General features: G+C 63.9%; 14 protein-coding genes. 6 read left to right on the forward strand and 8 right to left on the reverse strand.

Annotated features, from left to right (window positions below; translation table 11 throughout):
- The first annotated feature begins 3 nt into the window (after positions 1 to 3).
- Complete coding sequence (locus tag JC607_RS01925; RefSeq protein WP_198835259.1) at positions 4 to 744, forward strand: UTRA domain-containing protein; 741 nt, start codon at positions 4 to 6, stop codon at positions 742 to 744.
- On the opposite strand, the gene JC607_RS01930 is transcribed toward JC607_RS01925, so the two are convergent.
- Genes JC607_RS01930 through hutI form a run of 5 tightly spaced genes read right to left on the reverse strand, consistent with a single transcriptional unit; the run spans position 705 to position 6,503 of the window.
- The gene (locus JC607_RS01930; RefSeq protein ID WP_198835260.1) at positions 705 to 1,259 is read right to left on the reverse strand and encodes a HutD family protein; all 555 of its coding nucleotides are present in this window, start codon (positions 1,257 to 1,259) and stop codon (positions 705 to 707) included. The genes JC607_RS01925 and JC607_RS01930 overlap by 40 nt on opposite strands.
- Positions 1,256 to 2,950, reverse strand: a complete 1,695-nt coding sequence (hutU, locus tag JC607_RS01935; protein WP_198835261.1) for a urocanate hydratase — start codon at positions 2,948 to 2,950, stop codon at positions 1,256 to 1,258. The genes JC607_RS01930 and hutU overlap by 4 nt, the downstream gene beginning before the upstream one ends.
- A gap of 12 nt (positions 2,951 to 2,962) precedes the next feature.
- Positions 2,963 to 3,763 (reverse strand): N-formylglutamate deformylase, encoded by an 801-nt coding sequence (hutG, locus tag JC607_RS01940; RefSeq protein ID WP_198835262.1) that lies wholly within the window; start codon positions 3,761 to 3,763, stop codon positions 2,963 to 2,965.
- Complete coding sequence (gene hutH / locus JC607_RS01945; protein WP_198835263.1) at positions 3,763 to 5,307, reverse strand: histidine ammonia-lyase; 1,545 nt, start codon at positions 5,305 to 5,307, stop codon at positions 3,763 to 3,765. Before hutH ends, hutG begins: the two co-directional genes overlap by 1 nt.
- Positions 5,304 to 6,503, reverse strand: coding sequence for an imidazolonepropionase (gene hutI / locus JC607_RS01950; protein WP_198835264.1), 1,200 nt, complete (start codon positions 6,501 to 6,503; stop codon positions 5,304 to 5,306). Before hutI ends, hutH begins: the two co-directional genes overlap by 4 nt.
- A gap of 123 nt (positions 6,504 to 6,626) precedes the next feature.
- Between hutI and JC607_RS01955 the strand changes: the two genes are divergently transcribed.
- Entirely contained in the window at positions 6,627 to 7,961 is a 1,335-nt protein-coding gene (locus JC607_RS01955; protein ID WP_198835265.1) for a formimidoylglutamate deiminase, read from the forward strand.
- 27 nt (positions 7,962 to 7,988) lie between these two features.
- On the opposite strand, the gene JC607_RS01960 is transcribed toward JC607_RS01955, so the two are convergent.
- Positions 7,989 to 8,426 carry a TadE/TadG family type IV pilus assembly protein gene (locus tag JC607_RS01960; RefSeq protein WP_198835266.1) on the reverse strand — a complete coding sequence of 146 codons (438 nt, stop codon included), beginning with the start codon at positions 8,424 to 8,426 and terminating at the stop codon, positions 7,989 to 7,991.
- Positions 8,427 to 8,990: 564 nt separating this feature from the next.
- A complete protein-coding gene (locus JC607_RS01965) occupies positions 8,991 to 9,602 on the reverse strand; it encodes a hypothetical protein (protein ID WP_198835267.1) in 612 nt (203 codons plus the stop codon).
- Here JC607_RS01965 and JC607_RS01970 point away from each other — a divergent pair.
- On the forward strand, positions 9,592 to 9,789 hold the full coding sequence (locus tag JC607_RS01970; RefSeq protein WP_198835268.1) for a hypothetical protein: 198 nt from the start codon (positions 9,592 to 9,594) through the stop codon (positions 9,787 to 9,789). The genes JC607_RS01965 and JC607_RS01970 overlap by 11 nt on opposite strands.
- Before the next feature lie 791 nt (positions 9,790 to 10,580).
- On the opposite strand, the gene hisC is transcribed toward JC607_RS01970, so the two are convergent.
- The gene (gene hisC, locus JC607_RS01975) at positions 10,581 to 11,699 is read right to left on the reverse strand and encodes a histidinol-phosphate transaminase (RefSeq protein ID WP_198835269.1); all 1,119 of its coding nucleotides are present in this window, start codon (positions 11,697 to 11,699) and stop codon (positions 10,581 to 10,583) included.
- Between the two features lie 147 nt (positions 11,700 to 11,846).
- Between hisC and JC607_RS01980 the strand changes: the two genes are divergently transcribed.
- The 3 genes from JC607_RS01980 to JC607_RS01990 all read left to right on the forward strand — a co-directional run bounded on the left by JC607_RS01980 (position 11,847) and on the right by JC607_RS01990 (position 15,017).
- Positions 11,847 to 12,617 carry an SDR family NAD(P)-dependent oxidoreductase gene (locus JC607_RS01980; protein WP_198835270.1) on the forward strand — a complete coding sequence of 257 codons (771 nt, stop codon included), beginning with the start codon at positions 11,847 to 11,849 and terminating at the stop codon, positions 12,615 to 12,617.
- A gap of 155 nt (positions 12,618 to 12,772) precedes the next feature.
- On the forward strand, positions 12,773 to 13,870 hold the full coding sequence (locus JC607_RS01985) for an ABC transporter ATP-binding protein (protein ID WP_233092561.1): 1,098 nt from the start codon (positions 12,773 to 12,775) through the stop codon (positions 13,868 to 13,870).
- A gap of 37 nt (positions 13,871 to 13,907) precedes the next feature.
- On the forward strand, positions 13,908 to 15,017 hold the full coding sequence (locus tag JC607_RS01990) for a PotD/PotF family extracellular solute-binding protein (RefSeq protein WP_198835272.1): 1,110 nt from the start codon (positions 13,908 to 13,910) through the stop codon (positions 15,015 to 15,017).
- Positions 15,018 to 15,158: the final 141 nt, after the last annotated feature.

The raw sequence follows: 15,158 nt of genomic DNA on the forward strand, positions 1-15,158 counted from the left end.
CCGATGAAGCCAGAGAAAGCACGCAGTCTGCATGAGACGCTGCTGACGAAATTTCATGGTTTCATCGTCAGCCAGGAATGGCCGCCGGGTTTTCAGCTGCCGTTCGAGACCGATCTGGCCGAGGCGCATGGCGTCTCGCGGATGACGATGAACAAGGTGCTGACGCAACTGACGCGCGAGGGCTATCTGGTGCGGCGACGCAAGCTGGGCACCTTTGTCGCGCAGCCGCGCGCGCAATCTGCGGTGATGGAGATCACCGATATCGAGGCCGAAGTGCGGGCGCTCGGCCTGGCCTGGCGGTTCCAGCTGATGTCACGGGCGCTGCGCCCTGCGGTGGAAGGCGAGATGCGTGAAGCGCGGATTTCTGACGCTGCGGCGCCGGTTCTGGCGCTGCGCGGGCTGCATTTCGCGGGCGATCTGCCCTTTTGTCTGGAAGAGCGGATCATCAATCCCACAGCCGCTCCGGCCGCGCTGGACCAGGATTTCAGCCATGAGGCGCCGGGCCACTGGCTGCGGCTGGAGATCCCCTGGACCTCGGCGGAAAACCGGATCCGGGCGGTCAATGCCTCGGAGGCGCTGGCGCGGGATCTGCGATTGCCCGCAGGCGAGGCCTGTCTGGAGCTGACACGGCGGACGGAACTCTCAGGCCAATGGGTGACGCTGGTGCGGCAAAGTTACCCCGGAGAGCGCCACCAGTTGATGGCTCAGTTCGAGCCGCGCGCCGAAGACTCCCGTCCTGCCTGAGTAAAGCGGACCGCGATGGCCAGGGTTCCGGCCAGGGCGCGGATCAGACCCGGCTGCTGCGTGAAATCGACAAGGTCGAGCCGCTGCAATCCGCCCCCGGGCGCCAGCAGCAGGGCAAGGTCGAAGGCATGTTCTTCCGGCAGCGCGCCCTTGCTGACGCTGGCCGCCAGCGGGCGGCGACACATTACGTTGAAATCGAGGAGCGCGGGGCCCAGCAGTCGCGCCGAAACCGGGGCCTCACCCGCAAAGGCGAAGGGGGGGCTGCTTTCATCGAGCTGCCGCGCCCCGTCTGGTGTGGTCAGCACCATCGGCCCGCCTTCGATCACGGTGAGCACGCGGTCGATGCCGGGAAATTCGGAAAACGGACCGTCAGATGCCACCCAGGCGGTGGAGACGCGCCAGAAAAACGTCTCTGACCCGGCGGAAACCGGCGAAATGGCGATCTCCGCCGTCTGCCCGCCGCCATTCTTCCAGGGCCGGAAAATCCGGCCTTCAGCGGGGTAAACGCCCCTCACTTCAATATGCCGGGCAGGCGCAGACCATGCAGGCGGGCGCAGTCTTTCGCCAGCTCATACCCGGCATCGGCATGGCGCATCACGCCCGAGGCCGGATCATTCCACAACACGCGCTCCAGCCGTTTCGCGGCCTCGGGCGTGCCGTCAGCGACGATGACCACGCCCGCATGCTGGCTGAACCCCATTCCCACGCCACCGCCGTGATGGATCGACACCCAGGTCGCGCCCGAAGCCGTATTGGTCAGCGCATTCAGCAGCGGCCAGTCAGAGACGGCGTCCGAGCCATCCATCATGCCTTCTGTCTCGCGGTTCGGGCTGGCGACCGAGCCGCTGTCAAGATGGTCGCGCCCGATCACGATGGGCGCCTTCAGCTCACCGCTGGCCACCATTTCGTTGAACATCAGCCCGGCGCGATGCCGGTCGCCAAGGCCGATCCAGCAGATCCGGGCGGGGAGGCCCTGAAATGCGATCCGCTCAGACGCCATATCCAGCCAGCGATGCAGGTGCGTGTTCTCGGGGAAGAGGCGCTTCATCGCCGCATCGGTTTTGGCGATATCCTCGGGGTCGCCCGAAAGCGCCGCCCAGCGGAAGGGGCCGATACCTTCGCAGAACAAAGGCCTGATACAGGCGGGGACGAAACCGGGGAAGGCGAAGGCACGCTCAAAACCTTCTTCTTTGGCCATCTGCCTGATATTATTGCCATAGTCGACCGTGGGCACACCGGCATCATGGAAACCGACCATTGCCTCGACATGGGCCCGCATCGAGGCCCGCGCGGCGCGCCCGACGCCTGCCGGATCGCTTTCCTGCCGCGCACGCCATTCGCCAACGCTCCAGCCGGCGGGGCAATAGCCATGCACGGGATCATGGGCCGAAGTCTGGTCGGTCACGATATCGGGGCCACCATTCGGCAGCGCCTCCCCGGCCAGCTGGCGGCGCAGCAGTTCGGGGAAGATCTCGGCGGCATTGCCCAGAAGACCCACCGATTTCGCCTCGCCCTTCGCCGTCCAGTCCGCGATCAGGGCCAGCGCCTCGTCCAGCGTCCGCGCTTTCGCATCGACATATTTCGTGCGGATGCGGAAATCGATCCGCGTCTCATCCACCTCGACCGCAAGGCAGGAGGCGCCCGCGAAAACCGCCGCCAGCGGCTGTGCGCCGCCCATACCGCCAAGCCCGCCGGTCAGCACCCATTTGCCGGTCAGATCGCCCTTGTAATGCTGGCGCCCCATCTCGGCAAAGGTCTCATAGGTGCCCTGAACGATGCCCTGCGCGCCGATATAGATCCAGGATCCGGCCGTCATCTGGCCATACATCATCAGGCCCTTGCGATCGAGCTCGTTGAAATGCTCCCAGGTGGCCCAGCGGGGGACGAGGTTGGAATTCGCGATCAGCACGCGCGGCGCGTCCGGATGGGTACGCACGATGGAAACCGGCTTGCCCGACTGCACCAGCAGCGTCTCATCCGCTTCCAGATCGCGCAGCGCGTCGACGATCAGGTCGAAATCCTCCCAGCTGCGGGCCGCCCGCCCAATGCCGCCATAGACCACCAGCTCATGCGGGTTCTCGGCCACATCGGGATGCAGGTTGTTCATCAGCATGCGCAGCGCGGCTTCGGCGCCCCAGGTCTTGCAGCTGATCTCCGGCCCGGTCGGCGGGTAGATGTCGCGGGTGTTGTGGCGGGTCATGGTCATGGCGGGAACCTCTCAGCGATTGGCCAAAGCGGGCGCGAGTTCGGCAAGTTTTTTGAGTATTTGTGCCAGGGTGAGACGCAAATGGGCGGCTTTCTGCGGATCCGTTGCGAAGGGGGGCGTTTCGGTCGCGAGATAGCTGCTTTGCGCCAGCTCCATCTGGATCGCGTGAACGCCTGACGCGGGCTCGCCATAATGCCGCGTGGTCCAGCCGCCGCGAAAGCGCCCGTTCTGCACCCAGGAATGGCCCGAGGCCCGGGCGATATCGACCACTGCCGCCTCAAGTTCCGGCGCACAGGTCACGCCGCCATCGGTGCCGATGTTCAGATCGGGCAGAACGCCCTCGAAAAGCCAGGGGATTTGCGACCGGATCGAGTGGCAGTCATAGACAATCGCCACGCCATGCAGCGCCTTCACCCGGGTGATTTCAGCCTGAAGCGCGGCGTGATAGGGGCGATGCACGGTTTCCAGCCAATGGGCGGTGTCGGTGGCGGTCGGACCGGCCCCTTCGCGCCAGATCGGGGTGTTGTCAAAGGTGGTCTCGGGGATAAGCCCGGTTGTGGTCTTGCCGGGATAGAGGCTGTTGCCATCAGGATCACGGTTCAGATCAATCACATAGCGCGAATGATTGCCGGTGATCGTGGTCAGACCCGGGATCAGATCGAAATAGAGATGCTGAATATGCCAGTCGGTATCGCGGCTGAGCCGACCCTCGTCATTCAGGCGCTGACCAACCTCATGCGGGTAGGAAAACCCGGCATGGGGAAAGCCGAGAATGATCGGGCTGTTGCCCTGCCGGAGGGTGAACGGGTCCATCAGCCCACCTCCGGCAAGAGGCCGGCCCCGGCAAGGTCGAGCGCGCCGGTGGCGATCAGCTCGCCCGCCGCCTCCATATCGGTTCCCATGAATCGGTCGGTTTCAAGCACCGGAATGCGCGCCCGGATCGCCTCGATTGCGGCTTCAAGCCGGGGAGAGGATTTCAGCGGCCCGCGCAGATGCACGCCCTGGGCTGCGATCATCGCCTCGGTGCCGATGATCCAGAACAGGTTCTGCGTCATGGCGAGCAACCTGCGCGCGCCGTGGCAGGCCATCGAGACGTGATCCTCCTGATTGGCGGAGGTGGGGGTGGAATCGACGCTCGCCGGATGTGCCATCTGCTTGTTTTCGCTCATCAAAGCGGCGGTTGTGACTTCGGCGATCATCATGCCGGAATTCAGCCCCGGCTTTGGCGTCAGAAAGCCCGGCAGCCCGTAAGACAGCGCGGGGTCAACCAGCAATGCGACGCGGCGCTGCGCGATTGCACCGATCTCGGCCACGGTCAGCGCGATCATATCGGCGGCGAAGGCCACCGGTTCCGCGTGGAAATTGCCGCCCGAGACCACCTGGCCATCCGAAAGGATCAGCGGGTTGTCGGTGGCGGCATTGGCCTCGATCTCTAGCGTCCGCGCCGCCTGGCGCAGCACATCAAGCGCGGCACCCGCGACCTGGGGATGACAGCGGATGCAATAGGGGTCCTGCACCCGTTCATCCCCCTCGACATGGCTGTTGCGGATCTGACTGCCTTCAAGCAATTCGCGCAGCGCACGGGCGACATCGATCTGGCCCTGATGGCCGCGCAGCGTGTGGATTTCCGCGGCAAAAGGCGCGGTCGATCCCATCGCGGCATCGGTCGACAGCGCGCCGGTGATGATCGCGGCCCGAAGCGCGCGCTCGGCCCGGAAGAGCCCCGCCAGCGCGAGCGCGGTCGACACTTGCGTGCCGTTGATCAGGGCAAGCCCCTCTTTCGCGGCAAGCGTGACCGGTCTCAGCCCGGCACGGGCGAGGGCCTCGGCGCCGGAAAGGCGGGTGCCCCGGTAAAACGCCTCACCCTCGCCGATCATCACCGCGGCCATATGCGCCAGCGGCGCCAGATCGCCCGAGGCCCCGACCGAACCCTTTTCAGGGATCACCGGAATCACGTTTTCAGCCAGCATAGAGCCTAAAAGGGCCACAACTTCGGGCCGCGTACCCGAGGCTCCGCGCCCCAGCGACATCAGTTTCAGCGTCATGATCAGCCGCACCACGGGCTCGGTCAAAGGCGCACCTACCCCACAGCAATGCGACAGGATCAGGTTCCTTTGCAGCGTGGCGACATCGCGGGCCTCAATGCGGATCGAGGCCAGTTTGCCAAAGCCCGTATTGACGCCGTAGACCGCCTCATTGCCGGCGGCGACTTCGGCGATCCGCGCAGCCGCGCGTTTGATGCCGGCATCGGCGACCAGATCGAGGCGGGGGGTGATCCCGTCCCACCAGATCCGGCGCAGGAGGGAGAGCGGCACCGCGCCCGGAATCAGGCTTTGGGGGATGAGGGTCTCGGTCATTGCAGGTCTCCCTGGAAGATGCGGGCGTGAAGCGGGTTAAAGCCGATCCGCGCCACCAGCTGCGCGGGGCGCGTGACATCCCAAAGCGCCAGATCGGCGGAAAGCCCGGGTCTGAGGCGCCCGGTCTCGGCGCTCAGACCAAGCGCGCTTGCGGCATTGGCGGTCACCGCCAGCAGGCATTCGGCGACGGTGAGGCGGAACAGCGTCGCGCCCATATTCATGACCATCAGGATCGAGGTCAGCGGTGAAGTGCCCGGATTGCAATCGGTCGAAAGCGCCATCGGGACGCCATGGTCGCGAAAAGCCTGGACCGGCGGCATCACCGTTTCGCGCAACATGTAAAAGGCACCCGGCAGCAAGGTGGCCACCATGCCCGATTCCGCCATAAGCCGCGCATCTTCCGCCGTCGCATGTTCCAGATGGTCGGCGGAAAGGGCATTGTAGCGCGCGGCTAAAGCGGTGCCGCCCTGATGGCTGAGCTGTTCCGAATGAATCTTAACCGGCAAGTCGAGGGCGCGGGCTGCATCAAAAAGCGGCTCTAACTCGGCCTGACTGAAGGCAATCCCCTCGCAAAAGGCGTCGACGGCATCAACCAGCCCTTCGGCAAAGGCGGCCTTCAGCCCGCCAATCGCGACCTCGTCAATATAGGCACCGGCCCTGCCCGCATATTCGGGCGGAAGGGCATGGGCGGCGAGCCAGGTCGTCCTGATCCGCACCGGCCGGATCTGCCCCAGCCGCCGCGCGGCACGCAGCATGTTCAGCTCGGCCCCGACCGACAGGCCATAGCCGGATTTGATCTCGACAGTTGAGACCCCCTCGGCCAGCAGATGATCGAGGCGCGGCAGGCTGGCCGTGACCAGCGCCTCGACGGACAGGGCGCGGGTGGCCGCCATCGAGGCTTTGATCCCGCCGCCCTGGCGCGCGATCTCTTCGTAAGGAACCCCGTCGAGCCGCATCTCGAATTCATTGGCGCGGTCGCCGCCGAAGACCAGATGCGTGTGGCAGTCAATCGGTGCCGGCGTCAGCAACCGCCCGCCACAATCGACGATCCGCCGCCCGTCACGCGGCAGCGCCCGGCCAAGCGCAGTGATGCGGGTGCCGGTCACTTCCAGCTCGAGCGCGCCGGGGTCAGGCTCGCGCGCAACCTCGCCGTCGCAGGTGACGATCCGCGCATTGGTGTAGAGCGTGGCGCCCATCTGTGTCTCCCTGTGCAAAGGGCGGGGCCGTTATGGGCTTTTCCCTTCCCCTGGATCTCTTTCAGGTATATACATAAAGAGATAAAAAGGGAAGCGGATTCTCGGATCGGGCAGGAGGGGTGAATGGCGATCCATGCAAAACAGGCGTTGCTGCCGGGCGGCTGGACCGAGGATGTCCGGCTGACGACAGCGGCAGGTCGTATCGTATCGGTCGAAAGCCAGGTGGCGGCGCGGCCAGGCGATCACTGTGCCGGGATTCTGTTGCCCGGCATGCCCAACCTCCACAGCCATGCGTTTCAGCGAGGGTTTTCGGGGCTAACGGAACTTCGGGGCGCCGGTCCGGACAGTTTCTGGACCTGGCGCGAGATGATGTACCGTTTCGCCCTCAGCCTGACACCGGATCAGATGCAGGCCATCGCAGCCATGGCCTGTGTCGAGATGCTCGAGGCGGGCTATACAAGGCTGGGAGAGTTCCACTACCTGCATCATGCGCCGGATGGCCGCCCCTATGCCGATCCGGCCGAGATGTCGGGCCGTATCTTCGCGGCGGCTCGGGATACCGGAATCGCGCTGACACATCTGCCGGTCTTTTACGCGCATGGGGGCTTTGGCCCGACCCCGGCGGGTGACGGGCAGCGGCGCTTTCTGCACAGCTATGACGCCTTCGCGCATCTGGTTGAACATTGCGCCCCCCTGAGACGCGAGCAGGATCGGGTGGGGATCGCGCCACATAGCCTGCGCGCGGCGAACATGGCTGAAATCCGGCGGCTGGCGGCCGATTTTCCGGATCGCCCCTTCCATATCCATATCGCTGAACAGGTGAAGGAAGTTGAGGATTGCCTTGGCTTTTGCGGCGCGCGCCCGGTGGAATATCTGCTGGCACAGGCGCCGGTTGATCCCTCCTGGTGCCTTATTCACGCGACACATCTGACCAGGGCCGAGACCAGTGCGATTGCGGCTTCAGGTGCGGTTGTTGGACTTTGCCCGCTGACCGAGGCCAATCTGGGCGATGGGATCTTTCCGGGATCGGACTATCTGACCGCGGGGGGGGCCTGGGGGATCGGCACTGACAGCAATGTCGAGATCACTGTCGCGGGGGAGCTGAAGCAGCTGGAATACTCGCAAAGACTGGCCTCGCGGGCACGCAATGTTATGACCCCTGGCGGCTCTGTGGGGACTGCCCTGTTTGCAGCGGCATTAAAGGGAGGGGCGCAGGCCCTGTCAGTTCCGGAGCCGCAGATCGCGCCGGGTGCAGATGCGGATCTTGTGGCTCTGACAGACCCGCTGGGCTCGGGTTTTGCCACGGGGCAAATCGTCGATCGCTGGATCTTTGGTCGCGACCTGAAGGTCGCCGATGTCTGGGCTTTTGGCGCTCATGTGGTGCAGGGCGGAGAACATATTTTGCGCGCCCCGGTTGCGGCGGCATATGCATCAGCGCTGCGCGCGGTCCTGGCCTGACCCTGTCACAGGGTGCTGTGAAGCGGGTCACGGGATGAACAGCGACTGCCGGCTGATTGTTCCGATGCTCAGCCCCAGCGTCCGGCCAACGGATTGCACGAAACTGCCCGCGAAATCATAGCTGGCTGTGATGACAATAATCCTGTCCGGGCCCTGAGGCGGACTGCACGAGATAAGCGTGAAATTCTCGGGATGCAGAAGCAGGCTGGCATTGACGAGAATTGGGACCGCGTCGCGTTCAAGGGTCGCGCAGAGCTGGTTCGCTTCGGGCCGGCCTGCATAGCGGTAGGAATAACGGGCAAGCTCATGCACGACCTGCTGCAGATCGCTGGCTGCAGAAATATACATGCTGATAAAGACGATAAGGAAAATCAGCGCCAGCACGAGTGGAAAGACAATCACGAATTCCGCCGTCACCGCAGCATCTGAGCGGGTGAGAAATCTTTGCAAGGGGCGCCAGGTCATAACACATCCCCCGGAATTGCCAGCGCCATCAAGGCTTTCTGCGGGGCAGAGATATATCGGCTGCCCCTGGTTGGGGGCATAACACCCTCCGGGCCTGCGATCATTTGTGCCAGGTTGCGGGCATTTACGCAGCTTATCTCCCTCCACCGGGCCCTGCAGATGGATATCGCGGAGAGCATGCGGACGACCCTGATAATGCCCTGACCCGAAAGCATCCCGGATCCCGGCAAACCCACATCAGCGACAAGGTCCAGGCGCGCGGGGCGGGACGCGGGCAAAGGCCGCATTTCTTTCCGGCATCCCGCCGTTACAGTCCTGCGGGCGGTTGGCACCAAGAAAACCAGGACGTCCTGGGGGCTCAATCCCGGCGTGGCAAGGAAATTGCGGGTCCCGTCGCGATTGGCGTCGTCGAGATGGTGGCTGCCCGGAGCGACGCGACAGGGCAGCATTGCCCCGACCGCTTCGCCCACCTGGCGTTCCGATAGCTCCGTAAGCCGCGGGTTGGCATATCTGGCCAGTACTGCAAAGGCGAGGTCCAGCGGTTTCCACATGATCCATCCCACCTTACTGCAGACTGAAGCCGCCACGGCGGCTGCGTAAGCTGATCCTGGTACCGGGCCTGATTCTGCGGATCATTTTTCCGGTCACCGCCTGTTCGATCCCGCTGCCCGGCCCGGACGTGGTGGTTGCGCTCCTCTGGTTCAGCGCGGGCGCATCGGCATTGCCGGCGCCGGCACGGTCGGTATCGCGCATATTGCTGGCGGGTTCCGGCCTGATCTGGGCCGTCTGCACGAACTCCAGCTTTACCCCGATTGGCTCAGGCTGACAGGCATCCAGATTGCTATAGGCCCGAACCGGAAAGAGTAATCGCCCGCCGGCAGGAAATTTCGCGGCTTCACCCGATCGCGTCGTCAGGTCCGGCGCTGAGAGAATGGCAGCAAACCTGTTTTGCGACCATGCATCCGGCAGGCGGTTGAAATCGCCAAAACCGCAGCCGCTGCCGAGGCAACTGCCGCCGCTCCTCTGGGGCGCAGTAAAGTCGCCGGTGCTGGCGCTCAGGCCGTTGCCGGGATCCTCGCTGATGCTGCGAGAGACCGTCGCGATCCGGACCTGAAGACTGACCTGCGCACGGGCCCCGGTATCGCGCTGGTTCACGATGCTGGAATTGTCGCCCAACAACACCGCGACAATGTCGCCCGGCCTGGCCGCCCCGCTTTTTGACCTGGCCTTTCTGTTCCGGACCACCGCGCCATTAAATGTCGAAACCGAAGCGTTGCCGCCCGATACCGCATGGCGTGCTACGGCCGAAAGCGCTGCCGCATCGACATCAGCCGCGATGGTCGCGCTGACGATCCTCTCATGATCCTCGCCCGGCATGAAGAGACTGGCGGCTCTGACCTCGCGACCGTCCGCATAAAGACGACGCGCCGACATCAGGTCGGGTTCGGCAATCGGAGGGTCTGACAGGAAAACTGCCGAGGCGGGCTTTTCAGGCTTTATGAATTTCGCCACGGCAACATTGGGGGTCAGCCAGCCGGACCCGACCGGCTCGGCATCCTGGCCAATCCCGGCAATGGGAGCCGGCACCGTCTGGAGATCGGCCGGCACATTTGCTGATAAAAAAGGCAACATCGGAATCGCTTTCCTGCACCTGGGACAGCCCCCATTCTGCGCGGCACAGCTTTACAGAATCTCAACGTCGCCAGGGTCATTGGCGGTCCGGTCTGGCAAAAAACGCGTCAACTTTTGTGAAAGGTGTTTAGCTTAAGGTCTCTTCAGCCGGCTGTGGCGCGCCGGAAAAGGGTGCCGGGCGGGATCGGGTGCAACGCGGAGAGAGAAGCTTTCATGACCAGATCGCATTACCTGCACATTATGTCTTCTGTTTTGCTGCCGGTACCAGTGTCACGCGCGCCCCCGAGACCGCGCAGCTGGCACAGACGGCCTGGTCGGTAGAGGAATACGACGAAGCGGGCCACTTCGAGCGCGCGGCAGCGGGGGGCTGCTTTGCTCAACGCTTTGTTGCGCATAGAAACATCCTATGAAGATCCGGGTAAGGGGGATGCCGGGACAAGGCTGGCCGAATTCCACGCCGCCCTGAAGCCACAGCGCGGCTGTCTCATCTTTCAGCAGCTGGCCGCACCCGGGCAAGGGCAGTCAGGCAAGCAGCGCGCCAAGCGCCGCCAGCACCTGGTCTCCATCTTCCGCAGTCCCGGTCGAAACCCGCAGCCAGTTCTCGTAACCCTTCTGTTTCCAGGGCTTTACGATGATACCGCGATCCAGCAGCCCCTCAGCAACCTGACCGGCAGGCCGCCCGCAATCGACAAAGAGAAAATTGCCGCGCGAGGCCAGGACCCGCAGTTCCAGTGACCGCAGCGCCTTTGCCATACGGTCGCGTTCCTGCACAGCGAGGCCAACGGCCTGGTGCATCGACGCGGTATGATCCAGCGCGGACCTTGCCGCGACCTGCGCCAGGAGATTCGTATTGAATGGCGTGCGGGCAAGATCAAAGCCGCGCTTCAGGTCTGCTGAGTTGGTCATGGCATAGCCAATCCGCAGACCCGCAAGACCCCAGGCCTTGGAGAAGGTCCGCAGGATCACCAGCGGGCCGGGATGGGTGGCAAGCCAGGGCGCGCCGCTGGCATAATCCGGCCCGTCACCGGGGGCCGAGGCATATTCGTGATAGGCCTCATCCAGACAGGTGATCGCGTCGGGATGAACAGCCGCAAGCACCGACCGCAGCCCGTCCGCATCAAGCCAGAGGCCGGCCGGGTTCATCGGATTGGCGAAAAGCACAAGGCGTACCGGCCTCGACACGGCCGCGAGCAAGGCCGGCAGGTCGATCTCTCCCGCAGCGGTCAGCCCGATTCGCGTGACTTTCGCGCCCATGGTCTGCGCATAATCCTCATGCAGCGGGAAGGAGGGAAACAGCGTCACCACCTCGTCCCCGGGCCGCAGAACCGCGCGGGCCAGCACTGCCAGCAGATCCTCAGAGCCGTTTCCAAGCGTGAAATGCGGGGGATCGAGCCCGTGAAACGCGGCCAGCGCGGCGATCAGATCGCGCCCCTCCGGATCGGGATAGGCCCCGATGCGACCCGCCGCTTCACGTACGGCCGCAATCACCCCGGGTGCCGGGCCGGCGGGATTTTCATTCGACCCCAGCTTTGCCACCCGTGTCACACCGGGGCGTGACGCGACTGCCGCCGGCGTCAGCCCGGCATTATAGGGGCTGAGCGCAGCCAGCTCGGGGCGCAAAAGTGAGACAGATCCGGTCATGGGTCCCTCAGGAAAGAGCGGTGGGCAAGGGCGGTTGACAGCCGGGTCGAAGCTATGTCTCTTGTATATACATGTAAAGAGTGCCGTCTGCTGTTCTCTCTTCCGGCCGGGATCGTTAATCTCACCGGCAATGAAAGGAAGCCTGCCATGCATACCGCGTCCAGTGTCACCGCGCTCTTCTCTCTTTCCGGCCGCCGTGCCCTTGTGACTGGCGCCAGCCGGGGTCTTGGCCAGGCCATGGCACTGGGTCTGGCGCAAGCCGGGGCGGATCTGGTGATTTCCGCCCGCAGCATCACTGCGCTTGAGGAGACCGCCGGGCTGATCCGCGACGCTGGCGGCAGGGTCACAGCGCTTGCACTGGATCAGCGTGAGGTCGGCGGCATCGAAGCCGCGCTTGCAGGCCTGGGGGATATCGACATCCTGGTGAACAATGCCGGGGTGGAAGAAATCCGTCCCTCGACCGAAGTGACCGAGGCGCTTTGGGACAAGATCGTCGACACCAATCTTAAGGGTGCGTTTTTCACCACCCAGGCGGTGGCAAAGGGCATGCTGGATCGCGGGCGCGGTGCGGTCATCAATCTTTGTTCGCTGACCTCTTATGTCGGCGTGCCCACCGCCACGCCTTACGGGTCGTCGAAATCGGGGCTTTTGGGCATGACGCGGGCGCTGTCAGCCGAATGGGCGGCGCGCGGCGTTAGGGTCAACGCCATCGCGCCGGGCTATTTCCGCACCGAGATGACGGAAGTGTTCTACCAGAATGAGGCCTGGGCGGGGGCGATGCTCGACAAGATCCCGCAGCGCCGCTTTGGCGAGGGTGCCGATCTGATTGGCGCGGTGATTTTCCTCGCCTCGGACGCTTCGGCCTATATCACCGGGCAATGTATCGGTATTGACGGCGGGTATCTGGCCTCGATCTGAGCCATCTGCCTGAAATACAGGCGTGATGCTGTAAAATCCGGGCCAAAACCCTTCTCAGGTATATACATTATGCCGGTTAAGGGGAAGAAAGACAGCGGAAGGCGCGATGCGATGGGTGAGGATCTACGGAAATGTCAGGCAGGAGCAACGCAGATATGAGCGGGACGGGCTCGTCTGACGCCGTGGTGGCGCGGAATGTGGATATGGATTTCGGCACCGGCGCGATGGCGGTGAAACAGGCCGGGTTCAGCCTCGCGCGCGGGCGGTTCCTGACCATTCTCGGCCCGTCGGGATCGGGGAAGACCACGCTTTTGCGGATGATCGCGGGCTTTCAGACGCCGACGCGCGGCGAGATCCTGATCGGCGGCAAGCCTGCGGATGCGGTGGCGCCGCATCGCCGCTCGGTGGGGATGGTGTTTCAGAAACTGGCGCTGTTCCCGCATATGAGTGTCGAGGAAAATGTTGCCTTCCCGCTGAAGATGCGGCGCTTCAACCCGCGTGAGATCCCGGGAAGGGTGGCGCAATATCTGGATCTGGTGCGGCTGGGCGGCTTTGCGAAACGGCGGATCAATGAGCTTTCGGGCGGCCAGCAACAGCGGGTGGCGATTGCGCGGGCGCTGGTATTCGAGCCCGAGCTTTTGCTGCTGGATGAGCCGCTGGCGGCGCTGGACCGCAAGCTGCGCGAAGAGATGCAGCTGGAATTTCGCCGCATTCAGAAAGAGTTGGGCGTCACCACGATCAATGTGACCCATGACCAGCGCGAGGCGCTGGTGGTCTCGGATGAGATCATCGTGATGGACCAGGGCGAGATTCAGCAACATGCTTCGCCGGTCGAGATGTATCGCCGCCCCGCGAACCCGTTCGTGGCGCATTTCATCGGCGTGTCGAGTTTTCTGGCGGGCCGGCGGACAGAAACGGGCCTGACCGTGAATGGCAGTGATTGCGCGGGCCAGGCGGTGGCGGATATTGCGCCGGGCGCTGAGGCGCGGGGTGCGATCCGGGCCGAACAGGTGCGGATCGCGGCGCCGGGGGACGCGCTTTCCGGTTGCGATACTGTGCTGGAGGGCCAGGTCAGTGACACGATTTTCGAAGGCGAGCGGCTTTTGTACTTTGTCACCCTGCCGGCGCTTGCGACGACAATTCAGGTTTTTCACCACGATCCGGCAGAACATGCGCCCTATGCGCGGGGCGCGACAGTTTCGGTCGGCTGGACTGCAAGAGACCTGCTGATCTTTCCCGCAAAAGACCGCTAAACAGGCGGCGAGCCATATCAACAAGGAGACCTGAGACATGTCGAACCCTGTTTATCGTCCCAATCGCCGTGCGCTCTTGCGCGGAACGGCTGCTGCAGGGGCAGCGGCGCTGATCGGATCGCTGCCGGCGCGCCGGCTGATGGCGCAGGACGCGCCGGCAAAACCTGCCGAGATCATCGTGCGGGCCTGGGGCGGATCCTGGGTTGAGGCGCTGAAGAAAGGCGTCTCGGACCCGTTCACCGCTGCGACCGGCATCCAGGTGCGTCACGATCTGACCGAAGATAACGAGATCCAGCCGAAGGTCTGGGCATCGGTCGCGCAAGGCCGCGTGCCGCCGATCCATATCAACTGGGACACCACCACCAATGCGACGAAATCGGCGCTGCGCGGTGTGACCGAGGATCTGTCAGATCTGGCGAATCTTGCGAATACGACCGATCTGGCAAAGCCCGTGGGGCTCGACGGCTATCCGATCGTGAATACCTATGGCTATGTCTATGTGCTGGCCTACCGGCCGGGGGCGTTCCCGGATGGTGCGCCGACCTCGTGGAAGGTGCTGCTGGATCCGAAATTCAAGGGGCGGATTGCGCTTTACAATGACGGGATCGGCTTCCACTTCCCGGCTCAGGTGGCGGGCGGCGGCAATCTCGAGGATATTCCGGGCAATATGCAACCGGCCTGGGATTTCATCACGCAGGTGAAACAGCAGCAGCCGCTGCTGGGCGAGGACCCCGATTTCACCGCCTGGTTCCAGAATGGTGAGATCGACATCGCCTGTACCATTTCGACCAATGCGCGCGAAGCGAAGAAGAACGGTGTCGATCTGGCCTGGACCGTGCCGGAAGAGGGCGCGAAGTTTGACACGGATGGGCTCTGGATCCCGAAAGGTCTGCCGGAGAATGAGCTCTACTGGGCGAAGGAATATATCAACTTCGCCATCAGCCAGGACGCGCAGCAGGTCTGGTGTGACGGGCTGGGACTTCCGGGCGTGGTGCCGGGGCTGACGCCGCCGGAGGATCTGGTGGGCGACCCGTCCTACCCGGATACGCCGGAAGAGATGGCGCATCTGATCCGCATCTCGACCAAGGTACAGGTCGAGAATGAGAGCGAATGGTTCTCGAAGTTCAAAGAGATCATGCAGGGATAACGAGGGGGGCTGACGGCTTTCCCCAGGCCTGAAGGCCCGGGGGCACCGTCAGCGCAGGCCGGGGGGCAAGCCCCCCGGACCCCCCATCCCGCGCCTGCCCGCCGGTGGTTCACCCGGCGGGTGGGGTGACCCTTCCGGATA

Source organism: Paracoccus sp. IB05 (assembly GCF_016405985.1).
Taxonomy (GTDB): Bacteria; Pseudomonadota; Alphaproteobacteria; order Rhodobacterales; family Rhodobacteraceae; genus Pseudogemmobacter.

Coding starts and splice junctions, on each gene's coding strand:
- JC607_RS01955 (WP_198835265.1), top strand. CDS start 6,627: ATGGCGATCCATGCAAAACAGGCGTTGCTGCCGGGCGGCTGGACCGAG.
- hutH (WP_198835263.1), bottom strand. CDS start 5,307: ATGACCGAGACCCTCATCCCCCAAAGCCTGATTCCGGGCGCGGTGCCG.
- hutU (WP_198835261.1), bottom strand. CDS start 2,950: ATGACCATGACCCGCCACAACACCCGCGACATCTACCCGCCGACCGGG.
- hutG (WP_198835262.1), bottom strand. CDS start 3,763: ATGGACCCGTTCACCCTCCGGCAGGGCAACAGCCCGATCATTCTCGGC.
- JC607_RS01925 (WP_198835259.1), top strand. CDS start 4: ATGAAGCCAGAGAAAGCACGCAGTCTGCATGAGACGCTGCTGACGAAA.
- JC607_RS01990 (WP_198835272.1), top strand. CDS start 13,908: ATGTCGAACCCTGTTTATCGTCCCAATCGCCGTGCGCTCTTGCGCGGA.
- JC607_RS01980 (WP_198835270.1), top strand. CDS start 11,847: ATGCATACCGCGTCCAGTGTCACCGCGCTCTTCTCTCTTTCCGGCCGC.
- JC607_RS01960 (WP_198835266.1), bottom strand. CDS start 8,426: ATGACCTGGCGCCCCTTGCAAAGATTTCTCACCCGCTCAGATGCTGCG.
- hutI (WP_198835264.1), bottom strand. CDS start 6,503: ATGGGCGCCACGCTCTACACCAATGCGCGGATCGTCACCTGCGACGGC.
- JC607_RS01985 (WP_233092561.1), top strand. CDS start 12,773: ATGAGCGGGACGGGCTCGTCTGACGCCGTGGTGGCGCGGAATGTGGAT.
- hisC (WP_198835269.1), bottom strand. CDS start 11,699: ATGACCGGATCTGTCTCACTTTTGCGCCCCGAGCTGGCTGCGCTCAGC.